General features: G+C 71.9%; 10 protein-coding genes and 2 pseudogenes. 5 read left to right on the forward strand and 7 right to left on the reverse strand.

Annotation, left to right across the window (positions count from 1 at the left end):
- Positions 1 to 2 precede the first annotated feature (2 nt).
- From ACPXCB_RS26190 to ACPXCB_RS26220, 7 genes are all read right to left on the reverse strand, one after another.
- Entirely contained in the window at positions 3 to 1,742 is a 1,740-nt protein-coding gene (locus ACPXCB_RS26190; RefSeq protein WP_425878317.1) for a class I SAM-dependent methyltransferase, read from the reverse strand.
- A complete protein-coding gene (locus tag ACPXCB_RS26195) occupies positions 1,739 to 3,523 on the reverse strand; it encodes a non-ribosomal peptide synthetase (RefSeq protein ID WP_425878318.1) in 1,785 nt (594 codons plus the stop codon). The genes ACPXCB_RS26190 and ACPXCB_RS26195 overlap by 4 nt, the downstream gene beginning before the upstream one ends.
- Entirely contained in the window at positions 3,520 to 4,614 is a 1,095-nt protein-coding gene (locus ACPXCB_RS26200) for an alpha/beta fold hydrolase (RefSeq protein ID WP_425878319.1), read from the reverse strand. The genes ACPXCB_RS26195 and ACPXCB_RS26200 overlap by 4 nt, the downstream gene beginning before the upstream one ends.
- Positions 4,611 to 5,855 carry a cytochrome P450 gene (locus ACPXCB_RS26205; protein ID WP_425878321.1) on the reverse strand — a complete coding sequence of 415 codons (1,245 nt, stop codon included), beginning with the start codon at positions 5,853 to 5,855 and terminating at the stop codon, positions 4,611 to 4,613. Before ACPXCB_RS26205 ends, ACPXCB_RS26200 begins: the two co-directional genes overlap by 4 nt.
- Positions 5,852 to 11,743, reverse strand: coding sequence for an amino acid adenylation domain-containing protein (locus ACPXCB_RS26210; protein WP_425878322.1), 5,892 nt, complete (start codon positions 11,741 to 11,743; stop codon positions 5,852 to 5,854). The genes ACPXCB_RS26205 and ACPXCB_RS26210 overlap by 4 nt, the downstream gene beginning before the upstream one ends.
- Positions 11,744 to 11,776: 33 nt before the next feature.
- Positions 11,777 to 12,025, reverse strand: coding sequence for a hypothetical protein (locus ACPXCB_RS26215; RefSeq protein ID WP_425878324.1), 249 nt, complete (start codon positions 12,023 to 12,025; stop codon positions 11,777 to 11,779).
- A gap of 105 nt (positions 12,026 to 12,130) precedes the next feature.
- Positions 12,131 to 13,390, reverse strand: coding sequence for an MFS transporter (locus tag ACPXCB_RS26220; RefSeq protein WP_425878325.1), 1,260 nt, complete (start codon positions 13,388 to 13,390; stop codon positions 12,131 to 12,133).
- Between the two features lie 373 nt (positions 13,391 to 13,763).
- On the opposite strand from ACPXCB_RS26220, the gene ACPXCB_RS26225 reads away from it, so the two are divergent.
- From ACPXCB_RS26225 to ACPXCB_RS26245, 5 genes and pseudogenes are all read left to right on the forward strand, one after another.
- Positions 13,764 to 15,212 (forward strand): B12-binding domain-containing radical SAM protein, encoded by a 1,449-nt coding sequence (locus ACPXCB_RS26225; RefSeq protein WP_425878327.1) that lies wholly within the window; start codon positions 13,764 to 13,766, stop codon positions 15,210 to 15,212.
- A gap of 27 nt (positions 15,213 to 15,239) precedes the next feature.
- Complete coding sequence (locus ACPXCB_RS26230) at positions 15,240 to 16,046, forward strand: hypothetical protein (RefSeq protein WP_425878329.1); 807 nt, start codon at positions 15,240 to 15,242, stop codon at positions 16,044 to 16,046.
- Complete coding sequence (locus tag ACPXCB_RS26235) at positions 16,043 to 17,875, forward strand: B12-binding domain-containing radical SAM protein (RefSeq protein ID WP_425878331.1); 1,833 nt, start codon at positions 16,043 to 16,045, stop codon at positions 17,873 to 17,875. Before ACPXCB_RS26230 ends, ACPXCB_RS26235 begins: the two co-directional genes overlap by 4 nt.
- A gap of 165 nt (positions 17,876 to 18,040) precedes the next feature.
- Positions 18,041 to 18,457, forward strand: a pseudogene (locus ACPXCB_RS26240) (IS5 family transposase); the annotation flags it as partial.
- 21 nt (positions 18,458 to 18,478) lie between these two features.
- Positions 18,479 to 18,958: pseudogene (locus tag ACPXCB_RS26245) on the forward strand (transposase family protein); the annotation flags it as partial.
- Between the last annotated feature and the right edge of the window lie 139 nt (positions 18,959 to 19,097).

The following is a 19,097-nucleotide window of genomic DNA, read 5'->3' on the forward strand; positions in this document are numbered from 1 at the left end:
CGTCAACGGCGTGCGCAGAGCATGAACATCTGACTCGGTGCCGCGGGGTCCCTGCCGGTGCGCTCCGCGTCCAGGTCGACCAGCCGGGAGAGGTGCACCGCGCCCGTGCCGGAGACACTGGAGCCGGCGATCAGCCAGTCCGGGAACGTGCAGAAGCTCTTGGTCGTGACGTCGCGGAACCCCGACCGGGCGCACTCCCCCGCCAGGGTCCCCGGCGGCGTGAGCCGCCTGCGCAGTTCGGCCACCTCCCGGGGCGAGTAGAAGGACAGGAACGTCTGGAACCGGCAGTCGGGGTTCCACGCGCTCACCACCAGCCGGCCCCCGGGGCGCAGGGTCCGCCGGGCCTCGGCGAAGAACCGCCCGCGCTGCGCGGCCGAGAGGTGATTGATGGTGCCCATCATGCAGCTGACCAGGTCGAAGGACCCGGTCCGGAACGGCAGGAAGGTCCCGTCGGCGACCGCGAACCGCCGCTGCCACCGCCCGTCGACACAGGTCCGTACGCCGGCGTCGCTCAGGTCGACGCCGAACGACCGGACGCCGTACCGGCTCAGCACCTGGGGGTAGCGCATGGTGCCGCTGCCCACGTCGAGCGACGTGCGGTAACGGTCGACGGGACCGAGGGCGTGCAGCAGCTCGACCGACTCGAGCTGCTTCTTCGCGGTGTCCGTCACCCCGGTGTTCTCGAACTGGAGGTAGAACGTGGCATCGTAGGCGTCCAGCCGGGTCGCGTCGGCGTCGAGCAACCCACGGTCGGCGAGTTCCCCGACCAGCGCCGCCGGTCTCGGCGTGCGCCGAGCCGACCCGGGTGCCTCGGCCGGGGCGGGCACCGCACGGCAGGTGGCGTGCCGCGCCTGCGCGTCGAGGTAGCTGACGTCCCAGGCCAGCAGGACCTCGAAGCAGTCGGCGGCCTCGCCGGGGCGGCCCTGCTCCTGCAGGCGCCGGGCCTGGTGGTAGAGCTGTCGGAGCTCCTCCTCGCCGGGACCGCCGAGCGACGCCTGCTGGAACGCGACCGCCGCCGCGGCCGGGGCGCCGACCTGCTGGAAGCACTCCGCGGCGGCGTACCAGGCGGAGGCCCTGAGCCGCGCGGACGCGGTGGCCGCCTGGAAGTAGGCGACCGCCTCGCCCGGCTCGCCCCGGTCGCGCAGTGCGCGGCCCACCTCGTACGCGGCGGACGAGTGGCCGTGCAGGGCCGCCCCGGCCGCCCGGGCCACCGCCACGACCGCCGCGTCGCCCTCCCCGGCGCCGGCCGCGCCGACGCGTTGCAGATGGCGTATCCGGTGCACGGCGAAGGACGGGCCGGCGGTGGCGGCGTAGAGCCGGGCGGCGCGGTCGAGGGTGCCCGCGTCGACCGTGCCGAGCAGCCGACGCTCCGCGTCCAGAAGAGTCGCGGCCTGGGCGGCCGTCAGCGACGGCCGCAGCGCGTGCACGGTACCGGCCGTGGTGCCGGCGAAGACCTTCGTGCCGTCGGCGCCCGCGGTGACGGCGGTGATCGGGCCGTCGAGGGTGGCGACACAGAGCGGCGTGCCGTCCAGCAGCAGGGTGAGCCGCGCGCCGTCGGCGACCAGCTCGCACCACGCCGGATCCCCGGCGGGCGGGGCACCGGACGACCCGGCGGCGGCCGGCGAGCCGTCGGTGCCGAGGAGAGCGCGTCCGCCGTGGTAGGACACCTCCAGCACGTCGTCGCGCCGCCACGCGAGCGTGCGCACCGGCATGGCCATCGGGGCCGTCCAGAGCGGCTTCACCGGTCACTCCCGCCGGCCGCGGGCGCCATCGGCTGCGCCCCGATCCAGGCGCTCAGCTTCGCCACGGTCGGGTGTCGCAGGAAGGTCTCCAGCTCCGCCTGGATGCCGAACTCCTCGTTGAGCCGGTTGGTGAGCACCGCCGCGAGCAGGGACGTACCACCCAGCTGGAAGAAGTTGTCGTCCGGGCCCACGTTGACGGCGTCGAGGACGTCCTCCCACAGGCGGCGGACCGCGTCCTCGACCGACCCGTCGGCAGTCGCCGCACCGGTGCCGCTGAGCACCAACTCCCGGGCGGCCAGCGCGGCCCGGTCGACCTTGCCGCTCGGCGTCGTCGGAAACCCGTCGACCGGCACGACCGCCACCGGCACCATGTGCGCCGGCAAGGCCGACGTCAGCTGCCCGCGAACGTCGGCGGGCCACCCGCCCGGACCGGCGACGGCGTAGGCCACCAGCCTGCGTTCGGCGCCCGGGCGGCCGTGCGCGACCACCACGGCGTCGGCGAGGCCGGGCACGGCCTTCACCGCGACCTCCACCTCACCCAGCTCGACCCGATGGCCACGGATCTTCACCTGGCCGTCGTCGCGGCCGAGGAACGTGACGGCTCCGTCCACGTCGAGGCGCCCGCGGTCCCCGGTCAGGTACAGCCGCCCGCCGGCGGCACCGTGCGGATCGGGCACGAAGCGTTCCGCCGTCAACGCCGGGCGGTGCAGATAGCCACGGGCCAGCACCCGCCCGCCGATGGCGATCTCCCCGGTCGCGCCGACCGGCAGGGGCAGCCCGCGGTCGTCGAGCACCACGATGCCAGCGCCGTCGATCGCGGCGCCGATCGACGGCAGCTCGGGCCACTCGCCCGGGTCGCGCCCGAGCTGGATCGACGTCACGATGTGCGTCTCCGAGGGACCGTACTGGTTCACCAGCGTGGCCGCCGGCAGCGCCGCGAAGAAGCGCCGCAGCGCCGGCGTGACATACAGCTGTTCCCCGGCGGTGATGACCTCCCGGACCGCCTGGGGGAATCGTTGCTGCCCGGTGGCCGCGCCCGCCAGCGCCTGGAGCGCGACGAACGGCATGAAGATCCGGTTGATCCGGTACTCGTCGACGAAACGCAGCAGGCGGTGCGGGTCACGCCGCACGTCCTCGTCCACCAGCACCAGGCAGCCACCGGCGGCCCAGGTGCTGAACATCTCCTGGAAGGACGCGTCGAAGCTGAACGCGGAGAACTGCAACGTGCGGGAGCCCTCCGCACAGCCCGACGCCCCGCGCTGCCACTCGATGAGGTTGGTCAGCGGGCCGTGCGGCATCGCCACGCCCTTGGGGACACCGGTGGAGCCGGAGGTGTACATGACGTACGCCAGCTCTTCGTCGGTGACCACGGGCCACGGCTGCCCGGGCCGCGCACCGCCCGGCGGCTCCTCGTCCAACCACACCGTACGGACGCCGACCCGTGACGGCAGACGCTCGGCGATGTCGGGCTGGGTCAGCAGCACCCGTACGTCACTGTCGCGCAGCATGAACGCGAGGCGTGCCGGCGGGTAGGCCGGGTCCAGCGGCAGATACGCCGCGCCGGCCCGCAGAACGGCCAGCACGGCGACGGGCAGATTGACGGAACGGTCGACGGAGACGCCGACGATGCGGCCGGTCACGCCGAGGCGCAGCAGCCGCTGCGCGAGCCGGGACGCCGCCGCGTCCAGCGCCGCGTAGGTGAGGGCCTGTCCGTGGTACTCCACGGCGGGGGCGTCCGGCACGGCCCGGCAGCGGTCGTCGAACAGGCGCAGGACGGTCATGACCGCTCCGCCGGTGCTCGCAGGGCGTCGGTGAGGATCGTGGCCAACTCCCTGACGTGCGGTTCGGTCAGCATCGAGTAGTGGTTGCCCGGGACGAGGTGCCGCCGCACCGGACGCTCGGTGATCCGCTGCCAGCTGTCGGCGGCCCGGTCCCGTCTCAGCGGGTCGGCGTCCGACGCGAAGACCAACAGGAGTTCCTCCACCGGCCGGACGACGCGGTGGCGGCGCCGGGCCCGGTCGTGCGCGCGGAAGAGCGTCAGCCAGGTCAGCAGTTCGGTGATGTCGGTGCCGGGCGGCAGGGCACCCGCGGCGCGGGCCGCGGCGAGGACCCGGGCGAGGCCGTCGCCGAAGGAGAGCGCTCGCAGGTCGTCGGCCGGCACGGCGAAGGGCCGGCCCAGGATGCCGCCCAGGTGGGTGGCGAAGGCCGACAGGATCTCGGTCTCGCCCGGCGCGTCGGTCTCCGCGGCCGGGTAGCTGTCCACCAGCGCCAACAGGTCGACGCGCGCGCCGGCCGCGCGCAGCCGCCCGGCCATCTCGGCCGCGAGCACCCCGCCCATGGACCAGCCGATCAGCGAGTACGGCCCGGACGGCTGCGCCTCGGTGAGCCGGGCGAGATGGTGTTCGGCGATGTCGGACAGCTCCGGCTCGTACGGATCGGTGTCCGCTGGCGGCGCCGGCAGCCCGTAGACGGGCCGCTCGGGCGGCAGCAGCCGCACCAACTCGCGGAAGGCGATGAGGTCGCCTCCGGCCGGATGCACGCAGAACACCGGGCCGCCGCCGCCGCGCCGCAGCGTCACCGGGCCCGCCGGGGAGTCCGGCTGCCGGCCGCCGAGGCCGCGCCGGACCAGACCGCTGAGCACCGAGACGCTGGCGGCCTCCTCGTCGGCGTGCTCGAACAGCACGGAGACCGGCACCACCGTCCCGAACGTCTTCTTGATCCGGGCGAGCAGCTGGACGGCCAGCAGCGAGTGCCCGCCGAGCGTGAAGAAGTCGGCGTGGACGTCGACCCCGTCCACGCCGAGCAGGTCCTCGTAGATCCGCGTCACCTCCAGTTCCACGCTGTCGCGCGGGACACTCCTCGCGGCGGTCACACCGTCACCTCCCTGTCAGCACGATGGATGGGCAGGAGAACGACCTCGAGCCGGTCGAGGCCGTGCAGGAACGTCGAGGCGCTGCGTACCGGCTCCGCGCGCAGCTCGATCCGGTCCACCTTGGCGAGCAGCACCTGCAACAGCACGCGCACCTCCATTCGGCCGACCGACGCCCCGACGCAGTAGTGCGGTCCCGCGCCGAGGCTGAGGTGCCGGTTCGGCCGCCGGTCGATCCGGAAGGCGTCCGGTTCGGCGAAGACCGACTCGTCGCGGTTGCAGGACGGGATCCACAGCACGACGCGGTCGCCGGCGCCGATGCGGGCACCACCCAGTTCCACCTCGCGCGTCGCCGTGCGCATGAGGTGCATCGGTGGTGACGCCCAGCGGAGCACCTCCTCGACGGCCGACGGGAGGAGCGAGGCGTCCCGCCGCAGCCGCAGCCACTGGTCGGGATGCCGGGCGAAGGCCAGCAGGGTGCCGGAGACGGCGTGTCGGGACGTGCCCAGCCCGCCGTTGACCAGACCGTCGCAGCTGAGCAGGATCTCTTCGTCGGTGAGCCGCCGCTCCGGGTCCGGTTCGTGCGCCAGCGCGCTGACCACGTCCGCGCGCGGATCCGCCCGCCGGCTCTCCAGCAGGTCGGCGAAGTAGCCGAAGACGTGTGCGCTGGCGGCGCGGCGCGAGGTGCGCTCCGCCGGGTCGGTCTCCTCGGCGAAGGCCGTGCGGACGAGGGCGGCGAGCCGGGCGGTGTCCGCGTCGTCGGTGCCGAGCATCCGCCCCACCACCCAGGTGGGCACCGCGCTGGCGAGGCGCTGCACGATTTCCACCGGTTCGCCCGTCACCATCGGTTCCAGCTCGGTCTCGAGCCGCCGGCGCAGCGCGTCCCGCATCGCCGCCACCTCGTTCGACCGGAACCAGGGCGCGTGCGCCGCGCGCAGCCGGGCGTGCTCCGCGCCGTCGGCGACGACGAGCATCCGGCCGGCCGCGGCCCCCACCGCGGCCTCGTCCGCGCCCAGTCGCATCCCGCGCGTCGAGGTGAACCGGACGGGATCCTCCAGCACCTGGCAGGCCAGGTCGTGAGTGGTCACCGACCAGAACGGGCCGTACCGGGGCGAGTCGAGTCTGGCGATCGGACGGTGGCGGCGGACCGCCCGCCAAAGCGCCAGGTAGTCGGTCCGGCGGTAGGTCGCCGGGTCGGTGAGATCGGGCTCCGCGAGCTCCCGGTCGGTGGGTTCGGGCGTCACGGCCGCTCAGCCCGCTGCCGTTTGGTCCCGGCCGGTCCGCCGAGGTCGAGGATCATCGCGTCCAGCGCCGCGGTGAAGTCAGCGATCACCCGGTCGACGGTCGTCTCGTCGAAGAGCGTCGTGTCGTACTCCAGGAATCCCGTCATCGCACCGGGCTCGTCCTGCAGGACGAGCGCGAGGTCGAAACGCACGGCGTCGGAGGCGACCGGCACCTCGGTGACGTCGAGGCCGGGCAGCGTCGCCGGTCGGCGCGGCGTGTTGTTCAACACCAGCTTCACCTGGAAGAGGGGGGTGCGCCGGCCGGACCGGCGCGGCCTCAGCGCCTGCACGACCCGTTCGAACGGCACCTGGTGGTGACGCAGTCCGTCCAGCACGGTGGTGCGGGCCCGGTCGAGCAGCTGCCGCCAGGTGGGGTCGCCCCCGGTGTCCATCCGCAGCACGATCTGGTTGACGAAGAAGCCGAGCATGGTCTCGGTCTCCGGCATCGACCGGTTGGCCACGTCCGTGCCGACGGCGATGTCGTCCTGACCGGTGAGGGCGTGCAGGGTCGCCGCCAGCGCGGCCAGCAGCACCATGAAGGGCGTGGCACCGGTCGCCTGACCGAGGCTCCGCACGCCGCGGCTGACCGACGGCGACAGCCGAACCGGCACGCTGCGCCCGGCGGGCCGCGCGTCGGGCGGATCCGGTCGCTCCGCCGGGCGCGGGAACAGCTCGCGGACGCCGGTGAGTCGTCGGGTCCAGAAGTCCAGCTGGGCGGCGAGGTGCCCGTCGCCGTACGACCGCCGCTGCCAGACGGCATAGTCGGCGTACTGCGGGGTCGGCGGCGTCGGATCGGGTGGGCTCCCCGCCACCAGGCCGGCGTAGGTCTCCGCCAGCTCGGCCGTGAGCAGCCCGAAGGACCAGCCGTCGTGGACGATGTGGTGCATCGACAACAGCCACGCGTGGTCCTCGTCGCCGAGCCGGACCACCTGTGCCCGCAGCACCGGGCCGGTCTCGAGGTCGAACGGACGGTGGTACTCCCGGTCGACCAGCCGCCGCAGTTCGGCCTCGCGGTGCCCGGCCGGCAGCGCGGTCAGGTCGACCAGCGCCATCGGCACCGGCGCGGCGGGCAGGATCCGCTGCCGGGGCACGCCGTCGTCGTCGGCCACGATGACGGTACGGAGCACCTCGTGCCGGGCGACCACCGCGTCCACGGTCCCGGCGAGGGCCCGGACGTCCAGCGGGCCCGCGATCCGGTCGAATACCGGGACGTTGTACTGGTGGTCGCCGGGACGCAGCTGCGCCATGAACCACAGGCGCTCCTGAGCGAAGGACGCGGGCAGCGGGTCGCGCCGATCGACCGCGACCAACGCCGGGAGGTCGTCTCCGGCGGCGGACAGGCCGTCGAGGTAGCTCGCCAGGTCGGCCAGGGTCCGGTGGTCGAACGGCGCCCGTACCGGCACGTCCACGCCGATCAGCCCGCGCAGCTTGAACACCACCTGCAGGGTGAGCAGGGAGTGGCCGCCGAGCCCGAAGAAGTCGTCCTCCGGCCCGACGTCGTCGCAGCCCAGCAGCGCGCGCCAGATGTCGGCGACGACCCGCTCGGTTTCGGTCAGCGGTCGTGCGGGGGCCGCCCAGACGTTCTCCAGCACCGCCGGGTTCGCCGCCATGCGGCGCAGCTGGGCGCGGTCGACCTTCCCGTTCGAGTTCAGCGGCAGCTCGGTGACGGGCAGGTAGCGCGCCGGCAGCGCGGGTTCGGGCAGCCGCTCGCGCGCGTACCCGGCGAGTTCCGGGATCGCCGCCGCGCAGGCCCGGCTCCAGAGCGGATCGTTGGCGTACGGCCGGGCGTCCCAGGACTCCTCGGGCGGGCGGTGGACGGGCCGGCCGGGCGCCCCGATCGGCCCGCGACGGCGCAGGACGACGTCGTACGCGCCCTCGGCGTGTCCGGCCGCCCAGCTCAACTCGACGTCGACGGATCCGTCGCCGGCCAGCTCCCACCAGTCCTCCGGGGCGGTCCCCTCCGCCGGCAGACCGGTGGCGCAGGCCACGAGTTCACCGGCGGAGGAGGCGGGATCCCGCTCGTCCATCGACCGCTTGAGGCGGCGGGCCCAGGACAGGCGCGCGTTCGGGGCGGCGGCCAGTCGCACGGCGTCGAGCCGCTCGGCGTCGAGCAGGCGGAGCAGGTCGGCGGGGGTACGGCAATCGGGTCCCCAGTCGTGGGTCGGGGGGTCCTCCGCGGCGACGGGCGTACCGACGGTGAGAATGACGTCGTACCGGAAGGTGATCAGTTCGTTGTCCTGACGGCCGCGCTTGGGCAGCACCCGGACCCGCGCGATCCTCGGCCACCGCGCGCCGATCTCCCGGAACAGTGCGGGATCCAGGCACAGCTCCGGCTCGTGGGCGACGGCGCGCCGGACCCGCTGGCGCAGCTCGCCCAGGCGCAGCCCGACCGGGGCCTTGTGCACCTCCACCGACGTGTGGAACAGCTCCGACAACGGCAGGCTGCGCAGGTCACCGAGGAAGACGTGGCCGCCGTCGGGCAGCACGTCGACGGCCTGGCGCAGCACCCGCAGCAGGTACTCGACGGACGGAAAGTACTGCACCACCGAGTTCATGACGACGGTGTCCGGCGGTGCGCTCGCCGCGTCGGCCCGCAGACTCTCGTGGGCCGGCGCGGCCCAGGTCTCGACCCGGTCGGACCACGCGCCGCCCACGTCGCGCAGGGCACGCCGGACGTATTCCACGGCGGCGGGCGAATTGTCCGTCGCCTGGTAGGACTCGCATGTCGGGGCCACCCGGCCGAGGATCATGCCGGTGCCACAGCCGATCTCGAGCACCCGACTCGGGCGCAGCCCCCGGATACGCCCGGCGGCGTCGTCCAGCCAGGCCCGCATCTCGGCGGGGTCGAGGGGCCGCCCGGAGTAGCTGCTCAGCCAGCCGGCGAGGTTGAAGAAGGGGTCCTGGTCGCCGTCGAGGTCGCGGTAGGTGTCCTCGTAGAGCTCCCGCCACTCCCGGACGCGGTCACGGTCCCACCCGCCGTCCCGCGTCTGCTGGCCCTCCAGGCAGACGAAGGCCACGATCTGCTCGTCACCGGTGTCGCGGCGGACCAGTTCCGCAGCGCTGGAGCGCACCGCGGGGTGACTGTCCAGGACGGCCTCGATCTCCCCGCACTCAATCCGGTGGCCGCGCACCTTGACCTGCTCGTCGCGGCGGCCCAGATATTCGAGACAGCCGTCGGGCAGGTACCGCGCGATGTCGCCGGTGCGGTAGAGCCGGCCGCCCGGCTCGGGGCCGAACGGGTCCGGTACGAAGGCCGCCGCGGTGAGCGCGCCCCGGCGCCAGTAGCCCAGACCGACCCCGGCACCACCGACGTACAGCTCGCCGGGCACGCCGATCGAGGTAGGGCGCAGGGCGGCGTCCAGAACGTAGACGCGCGCGTTGCTGATCGGCGTGCCGATGGGCACCCGGCCGTACGGCGTGACCTGGTCACCGTCGTACGCGGTGCAGGCCACGGCCGTCTCGGTCGGGCCGTACTCATTGACCAGCCGGACCTCGGGCTGACCACGACGCAGCCCGGCCACCGCCTCCCCGCGCAGCCCCTCGCCGCCGAGGATGACTGTCCGGCACGGCAGGGCCGGTGCGTCGTCCGCCGCGGACTCGACCAGGAGACGTAGATGGGACGGGGTCAGTTTGACGAAGCTCAGATCGTCGGCCTCGTCGAGCAGGGCCCGCAGTTCCGCTCCGGGCACCTCGTGCTCGGCAGCGGCGAGGAGCAGTTGCTGGCCGGCGAGCAGCGGCGCGAACAGGCTGGTCACCGCCAGGTCGAAGGCCAGCGGCGAGTGCACCGCCACCCCGGTCCCCGCTGAGACGGTGTAGTACCGGGCGGCCCACCGCAGGTAGTTCACCACGTTGCGGTGGGTGAGCAGGGCGGCCTTGGGTCGGCCGGTCGAGCCGGAGGTGTACATCAGGTAGAGCAGGTGGTCGGCCGACACCAGTACCGGGAGGGGCTCCGCCGGCCGCGCCGCGATCGACGCGCGTTCGGCGTCCAGTCTCACCACCCGCAGGGCGGAGCGGTCCACACCTTCCGGCACGCCGTCGGGCACGACGAGCAGGGCGCTGCCGCTGTCGGCGAGCATGGCGCCGGTCCGCAGTGGCGGCTGCCGCGGATCGAGCGGGAGGTATGCCGCGCCGGTCTTCATGATCGCTAGCAGCACGGCTACCGTGTCCGGCGCGTGCGACAACAGCACCGCCACCGTGCCGCCGGGCCGGGCGCCGGCGTCCCACAGGTGGTGGGCGAGCCGGTTCGCCCACCGCACCAGTTCGCGGTAGGTGAGCACGCTCCCGGCGCAGCACACCGCGGGCGCGTCCGGGCTCCGTTCGGCCTGCCGCTCCACCAGCTCGTGCAGTGGCGCGTCGACGCCCGGCGCGGCGGTGTCGTTCCACTCGGACAGGATCCGGTGCAGCTCCTCCCCCGACATGACCGGCAACCCGGCCAGGCGCCGACCCGGATCGGCGGTGGCCGCCGCCAACAGCTCGCGGAACGAGGTGGCCAGCCGGGCGACGGTGGCTTCGTCAAACAGGTCGGTGGAGTAGTCGATCAGGCATTCCAGCCCCTGGTCGGACTCCCAGACGTTGACGTCCAGGTCGAAGCGGGCCGACTCGGTGCCCGTCTCCAGCAGCGTCACCGTGAGGTCGGAGAGCGACGCGGCCAGCGGCGGCGTGTTGTGCAGCGTGAAGTTGACCTGGTAGAGCGGGTTACGGCCGAGGTCACGCTCGGGGAACAGCCGCTGGGCGATGAGGTCGACGGAGACGTCCTGGTGGGCGTACGCCGCCAGGCACGTGTCGCGTACGTGGCGCAGGAGTTCGTCGAAGGTCTGCCCGCCACGGGGGCGGATCCGGAACAGGACGGAGTTGGCGAAGAAGCCGATCAGGTCGTGCAGTTCCGGGTGCCGGCGGTTCGCCACCGCGCCACCGATGACGATGTCGTCCTGGCCGCTCCACCGGTGCAGGACGGCACCGAGGGCGGCCAGCAGGGTCATGTGCGCGGTGCCACCGCGGCGGCGGCTCAGCTCGGCCACCGCCCGCGTGAGGTCGGCGCCGAGCGCGAACCGGTGGGTCGCGCCGCGATGGCTCTGCACGGCCGGGCGTGGCCGGTCGGTGTACAGCGTCAGGGCCTCGGGCGCGCCGCTGAGCTGAGCCTGCCAGAAGGCGAGCTGTTCCCGCGCCTCCGCGCTGTTCTCCCAGTCCGCCTGCCACCGGCTGTACCCGGCGTACTGCACCGTGAGCGGGCTCAGCGGGCTGGGTCGCCCGGCGGCGAAGGCGCGGTAGAGCTGGTCCAGCTCACGCCCGAGCACGCTGAGCGACCAGCCGTCGACCGCGACGTGGTGGAACGTGACGAGCAGGACCGACTCGTGCTCCGCGAGGAGGACGAGGCTGGTCCGCATCGGGGGGTCGACGCCCAGGTCGAACGGACGGCGCCGCTCGATCGACGCGAGCCGGTCGCTCTCCCGCTGCGCGACGTCCGGCTTCAGGCCCCGCAGGTCGATCACGGGCAGCGCCGGTTCGAGGGTCGGCCGGACCCGCTGGTAGGCCACCCCGTCCACGACGGGAAAGGTCGTCCGCAGGATCTCGTGCCGGGACACGATCTCGAGCAGGCAGCGCCGCAGCACACCGACCCGCAGCGGTCCGGCCAGGTGGAAGGGGTTGACACTGGTGTAGAACGCGCTGTCCGGCCGCAGCCGATGCAGGAAGAGGATGCGGCGCTGCGCCGACGACACCGGGGCGTCGCCCTCGGCGGCTCCGCCGTACAGGGCCAGCGGGCCGACCATTCCCCGGTCGCGCAGCCGCTTGGTCAACGCACCACGTTGCTCGGGCGTGAGGCTCTGGATCCGCTGGGTCAGCTCCCGCACGGTCGCTCCCCTCTGCCGGTCCACGCCGTGCCGTCAGTCCGCGTCGGCCCGCAACTCGGCGGGCACCTCGAAGCGGAGCTCGGACTCGCAGAACGTCCGCCACCGCGGGGTGTCCGCGTCCCACAGCACGCTCTCGTCGTCCTGCACCGGGTGCAGCACGACGGACAGGTCCTGGCGTACGTAGACCACCGTCTCGTCGGTCAGGCCAATTCCTTCCGGCTCGACCCAGCCGGGGAAGCGGCGCAGCTCGGCCAGCAGGTGCCCGCGGTAGTACGGGATCATCGCGCGGCCTCCCGCCCGGACCGGCGCCGCAGGCCGGGTGCCGGCGTCCCGCCGGAATCCATGTCCACCATCGTTTCCCCTCTCCCGCACCGGATGATCGGCCCCCTACGAACGCGCGCCCTCCAGGGCTCTCTCGGCCGCCGGCGTCGCCCCGGCGCGCCCGATGCTGCTGAACGCCCCGGACAGCGCGATGGCGACCATGGCCGTACCCACCGCGAGGAGCACCGGGGTGACGCCGACCCCGGCGGCGACGGCGGTGATCGCGCCCGCGCCGAGCGGTCCCAGCGCGGAGTGGATCGTCCAGAAGGCGGCGGTCACCCGCCCCAGCAGGTGACCCGGAGTGATCTCCTGGCGCAACGACATCGAGCAGATGCCCGCCACCCCGGTGCCCAGCAGCATGACCGCCATCAGCACCGCGAGCGCGGGCACGCTGCGTGCCAGCCCCATTCCGGCGACGGCGAGGCCGGCCAGGCTGAAGGCGCCGATCCAGCTGGGGCCGAAGCCCAGCCGCCCGCGGACCCGGGCCACCACGAACGACGCCACGAAGGTGCCCACCGTCCCGGCGGTCAGGACGTAGCCGACCACCGTGTCCGGTTGCCCGAGTTCGTCCTTCAGCCGGAAGATGACGGCGTCGGTGAGTCCGTAGGTCAGGAACGTCAGCAGCGACAGCAGCAGCGTGAGCTGACGCAACAGCGGATGGTTCCAGAGGAAGCGCGCACCCGCCAGGAACTCGTTGCGGACGTTGCCCGCGCCCACGACGGCCGGCCGGGCGGCGTCCGGCCGCCCCGCCGCGAGCCTGATGAACAGCACGCCGACGGCGGCGACGGCGAAGGTGACGGCGTCGAGGCCGATGGCGGCAGCGGGACCGAAGGCGGCGGCCACCATGCCGGCGAGCGCCGGGCCGGCGACGCTCGCGACCGCGTACGTGGCGTAGAGGTGGCCGTTGGCCCTGGTGATCTGGTCCGCCGCGACGATGGCGGGCACCACGGCCACGTAGGTGACCTGGAAGATCATCGAGAAGACGCCGGCCAGGGGCACGACGAGGTAGATCAGCCAGGACGGCTCGGCGACGAGGAAGACGACCGCGACGGCTCCGTAGAGCACGCAGCGGGCTCCGTCGCAGATCATCAGGAGGGTCCTGCGGTCGAAGCGGTCGACGACCACCCCGGCGAAGAGCCCCGTGGTGATGGAGGCGACGCCGGTCAGCCCGGTGACGATTCCCATCTGGACCAGCGAGCCGGTGACCTGCAGGACGAGCAGCGGTATGGCCACGTAGGAGAACGAGTCACCGACGGCGGAGAGCGTCTGTATCCCCAGGAAGGTGCGATAGTTCGGATCGCGCCACAGTGAGGTGCCGGGAGCCACGGCACCGGCCGGGCGGCCGTTCGGCGAGGCTGCATCTCCTTCGACTCGGGCAGCCGCATCCGAAGCGGTTACTGGATCATCATTAGACACAAGCGGCCCCCCAAACCGGACTCGAATAGTCCATCATGACATCTCCACGTCGGTCAAGGTCGGCGCCAAATCGGTAGACGCAAGATCATTATGTTGACATCCATGAATGGCTGACATACAGTCGCAAGGCTCGCTCATACGGTAACGCGGGCTTGGCATGGCTCAACGGGGGCATTTATCTCGGCCATGGATATCTGTCGCCGCAGCGGTAATCGCTGAAACCATCATGGAATGTCCATCATCCTGACGGGCGGAAATGCGGGTATCATTCGTTCACACACCAATGTCCACCGTGCCGGTGCCGCAACGGAAGTTGTTCTGGCGGAATTTCGACGTCCAATACCACTCGGTGCACCCGGGCCTGCGCCACATGAAACGCAACATGTGGGAACTGCCGCACTGGATGCTCTGGCTCGGCGGAGTGCTGGACGCGCACGGCTACTCCGACATGGGAGTCCTCGACCTCTACACCGATCCGGGCACCTTCATCGAGCCGGGTCGCCTGGCGAAGGACGCCATCGAGGAGGCGGCCCGCAGCAGTCCAGCCGACGTCTACCTCTTCTCCCCGATGACGGTGAACCTCTGCTACGCGTACGAGATCTCCACCGTCATCAAGCAGATCCACCCCAGGTCCATCATCGTCTACGGCGGGGTGGCCGCGACCCCGCTGGCCGACGAGGTCGCCGCCCACCCGAGCGTGGACTACGTCGTGGTCGACCGTGGGGAGCGCGCCCTGCCCGCACTGCTCGACGCACTGCTCGACGGGCAGGAGCCGACGCCCGTGGGCAACCTGGTCTACCAGCGCGAAGACGGCACCATCCGGCGGACCGCAACCCGCTACCCCGACGTCGCCCCCGCCGACCTGCCATTTCCGAAGATCGACCTGTTCCCCCGCAGGAGCGGCGAGGACATCCGTTACCTGCGCCAGGTCTACGCGCTCGGCTGCCCGTACCAGTGCACGTTCTGCACCATCCAGACCATCGGCCGCCGCCCCGGATACTTCCCGATCGAGCGGGTGCTGCGGGAGATCCGGGCGTACCGCGCCCATTACGGCGCCCACCACAGCATCTACTGGGGCGACGAGACGTTCACCCTGCACCCGGAACGGACGCTCGAACTGCTCGACGCGCTCGCCCGGGAGGGCGACATCCAATACGACTGCCAGACGCGGCTCAACTGCCTCACCGACGAGCGCGTCCTGCGCAAACTAAAGAGCAGCGGCTGCCAGTGGATTGAGATCGGGCTCGAGACCGGGTCGCAGGACACGCATCACACGCACAAACACCACATGAACCTGAACGCGACCACCGAGACGTTGAAACGAGTCCGGGACGCGGGGCTGGCAACGTGCGCGTTCACGGTCAACGGCTTTCCCGACCAGACTCCGGACGACATGGCCCGCAGCATCGACTGGATCAGCGGACTGATCCACGAGGATCTACTGCAGGCGACCTACCTGTTCGGCCTCGTACCCTATCCCGGAAGCACCATGTTCCAACATCCCGAGCGCTTCGGAATGAAGATCCTGCATCGTGACTTCAGCCTTTACCACGAGGACCTACCGCCGGTCTATGCCACCGACAAGGCCACTCCGGACCAGATCTACCAGGTATTCCTGGACGGGCTGGAAACATTCGCCGAGGCCATGGGCAAACGGCCGTACTTCAATGGCGCGTCGCCGGTCGGCGACCTGTCGAAGTATGGCGGGTTCTGGGCGGATGCCCATGTGTAGCGTCTCGCGGCCCTACCGGACGGGAGCATGATGACACCTTCCCCCTGGCGCCTGCTGGCCGACGGCAGCGCGGGCGTGATCCTCACCGTCGCGTTCGAGGCGCGACGCGGCGACCCCGGCTTCGCGGAGCTCGCCCCGCACCTGACCGGGTACCGGGTGCTCGAGGCGGTACCGCCGGCGACGACCGTCACCGAGGTGACGGAGCCCGGCGCCTACATCGAGCCGTGGTTGGCCGGCGCCCTCGCGGACGGGCCGCCCGTCGTCGGTGTCCTGGGACACTGCTCCGCCGCACCGCTCGCCGCCCAACTCGCGGCCGCGATCCGCGGGTCCCGTGCGGCCGACCCGAGCCTCGTCACGGTGGACCCGGTCCTCGTGGACAGCCGGATCGCCCGCGGCGAGTACCGGCAGGCGGTCGGCTCCCTCGCCGCCCACCTCGGGCCGGAGGAGTTGGCGACGGCCCTCGCCCCCGTCGCGGCCCGCGACACGGAGCCCGCGACAACGGGCCACGCGCTGCTGCCGGTCCTGACCGGCCTGGAAGACGCCTACCGTACGACGCTCGCCGCCGCCTGCCGCACGATGCCCGTGCCCGCCGCCATGCAACGGCAACTCGCCGACCGGTTCGCCGCCTACCTCGCGTTCCTCGCCGCGTCGTCGCTGTCGGCCGTCCAGCCGCCGGCCGCGGCGCCGCTCGGGTCCGTGGTGCTCTCCGGTACGCAGGACGCCGAATACCCGGCCGATCTCCTGGTCGGCGCGACCACGTTTCCGGTCGACCGCAGCCGCCTGCTGGCGGACGCCGACGTCGCTGCGTTCGTCCTGAAGGTCCTCGGCCGGTGACCGGTGCAGAGGAGCGCATCCGCCGGCAACGGGCGGAGCGCATCGCGCGCGACCTCTCCGAGCACGAGCGGGGATGGCGCTGGTACCCGGGCGACGGCCTGGACCCCGGCACCGTCTCTCCCGCGGCGATGCGGCGCGAGTTGGACCGGGAGCGACAGCTGATCGCCCGACTGGGCACCGCGAGCGGGCCGGAGGCGGAACGGCAGGGGCACCGCCTCAAGCACTTCCCGGTCCTGTTCGTCAGCGCCCCCCACATCGAGGAGAACGCCACCGGCGCCTTTCCCGGAATGCCGACCCCCCTGCTGTACGCCACCTGCCTGCTCGACCGCATGCTGCGCATCGACGAGTTTCCCCGCGACCGGGTGCCGGAGGTCGTCGGTGTGCTCAACCCGCCGGCCTACAGCGACGCGTTCGAGAAGGCGCTCGTCGAGTGCGTGGCCGAGCAACTTCCCGTGGTCGTCGGCATCAGCAACCTGTCGGAGGGCCACCACTTCGCGATCCGCATCGCCGAGTTGGTGAAAACGGTCTCCCCGAACAGCATCGTGCTGCTCGGGGGACAACACGAGGACGCCGTGAACCCGGATGCCTACCGGTCCACCTCCGAGCGGGTCCGGGCGATGAGCGAACGGCAGCGCGGCGTCCACGGGTCGTACTCGTTGACGTCCCCGCAGCTGGCCCGGCTGGCGGCCCTGCAGACCTTCGCCCAGGAGCGGGAACGCGCCATCGTGGACCTGGTCTTCGCCGGGGACGCGGTCTTCGCCCTGCCCGAGGTGCTCATGGTGATCGCCGAGGACCTGCCCACCGATGCCCGTGCGCTGCGCAAGAGACTGCTGGCCAGTCCCGAACGCTTCGCCGCCCTTCCCGGGGTCGGGCAGCTCATCCTCGTCGACGACGACACCGGGCGGATCACGCCGATACCGCTGAGCGGCACGCCGATCGACGGCAACAAGTTGCCGTTCATCGACGTCACCAGGCTCACCCACGAGAACCTCTTCCCCGTCTTCGACAACCGGCGGACCGCTCAGGTCATGGCCGCTCTCGGCTGCAAGTACTCCTGCTCGTTCTGCCACGAGTCCGCGGACGCGTTCCTCTACAACCAGCCGAAGATCCGGCAGCGTACGCCCGCGCACGTGCTGCGGGAGATCCGCCTCCGCAGCGACCAGGGATTCGAGGCGGTGTTCTTCGACGACAGCACGTTCACGCAGAACCGCCGCTGGCTGTCGGACCTGCTCGCGATGCTCGAGACGGACCAGGCGGCCGGCCGGCAGGTCGAGTGGGGCTGCCAGACCACCATCAACGACGTGGACGAGCAGCTGTTGCACCGGATGGGCCGGACCGGATGCAGCTACATCTACTTCGGCGTGGAGTCGGCCCAGCCGGACGCCGAACGGGTGCAGAAGGTGCAGCGACTACGGTTGCTCGCGGAGCCGACGGACTGGACGGAGCAGTTCCGGCGGGTGGCCCGCTGGTGTCGTGCCGCCGGTGTCCGGGTCGGCACCTCGCTGCAGTTCGGCCTGGGCGAGACCGACGAGCAGCGGGTACGGACGCTTCAGCTCATCGCCGACCTGCACCGCGAGGGCTGCATCCCGGACGGGTGTGTGGCGCTGAACATCAACAGTCCCTATCCCGGCACCCGCCAGTGGCTGGACCTGATGAGGTCGGACGCGCCGTTGCCCGACTACCGCGACAAGCTGGAGCGGCACCCGGCATTCGAGACCGCGCACCAGTTCTCCGCCATCACCGGGGAGGCCGCTTCCGACCTGTACCGCCTCGCCGCGGACATCCTCGGCTCCGCGCTGCACCAGCAGGTCGTCCCGACCCAGCAGTGAAGCGGCGTCGCCTCGGCGGGTTCACCGGCGGTCTGATCGGCAAGGGCACCAAGGGAAAGCGCGGCCGCGTGGAACCGCTGATCGAAGAGGTGCGACCGATCGTCGCTCGCCGCCTGGACTCGGTCGCCGAGCCGCACTCTCGACTGTTCACCGGGCCGCGTGGTGGGCCGCACGTTGGCGTTCGTGCTCTCCGGCGGCAACGTCAACGACTGCACCCGCTTCACCCACGTCATGGCCGCCATCCGAGTCGGACGCTCGGGCCCTGGCCGACCTCGCGTCCGACCGGAGCACGTCATCGCCGACAAGGGCTACAGCACCAACGCGATCAGGGCTGACCTGCGCCGGCGAGGCATCGGGCACACGATCCCCGAACGCGCCGACCAGCAAGCCAACCGCCGCCGGCGCGGCAGCCGAGGCGGCCGGCCACCGGCATTCGACAAGCAGCTCTACAAGCGTCGCAACGTCGTCGAACGCTGCTTCAACCGCCTAAAGCAGTGCCGCAGCCTCGCCACCCGCTACGACAAGACCGCGACCTCGTACCAGGCCACCGTCACCATCGCCGCGCTACTCCAATGGTTGTGAACCTTTGAAGACGCGGCCTAGCTCGCGTACGCGATCCTCTACGGCACCCTGATCCCGATCGACCGGGTCGCGGACCAGAGGCCGTACTACTCCGGAAAGCACAAGCGCCACGGAGTCAACGTGCAGGTCATCGCGGACTGCAAGGGACGCCTCATCTGGGCCTCACCCGCCCTGCCCGGTGCCGTGCACGACCTGACCGCCGCCCGCACCCACGGCCTGATCGACGCTCTGAGCAGCGCCAACGTGATGGCCTTCGCCGACAAGGCGTACCAGGGCGCCGGCGGCAGCATCCACACGCCGTTCAAGCGCCGCCGTCACCGGCCCCGACTGTCCCGCCGGCAGAAGACCGTCAACCGACACCACGCCAAGATCCGCGCCGTCGCCACCCTCAAGGGCTGGAAGATCCTGACCAAGCTCCGCTGCTGCCCCCGACGCGCCACCGCGATCATCAAGGCCATCCTCGCCCTACATCACGACCCGACCAGCCAAAACCCACGATGAAAAGCGCTCAATGTGCGGCCTGGCATTCTCAAGAACATCGCGGGCCACGTCGACAGCGAGGTCACGAAACATCTGCTCGAACTCGGAGCGGAGGGATGACTGTGAGTCCATCACACGTCGCCGTCGACCGTGTCGCCCG

Source organism: Micromonospora sp. DT62 (genome assembly GCF_049847285.1).
GTDB classification, from domain to species: domain Bacteria; phylum Actinomycetota; class Actinomycetes; order Mycobacteriales; family Micromonosporaceae; genus Micromonospora; species Micromonospora reichwaldensis.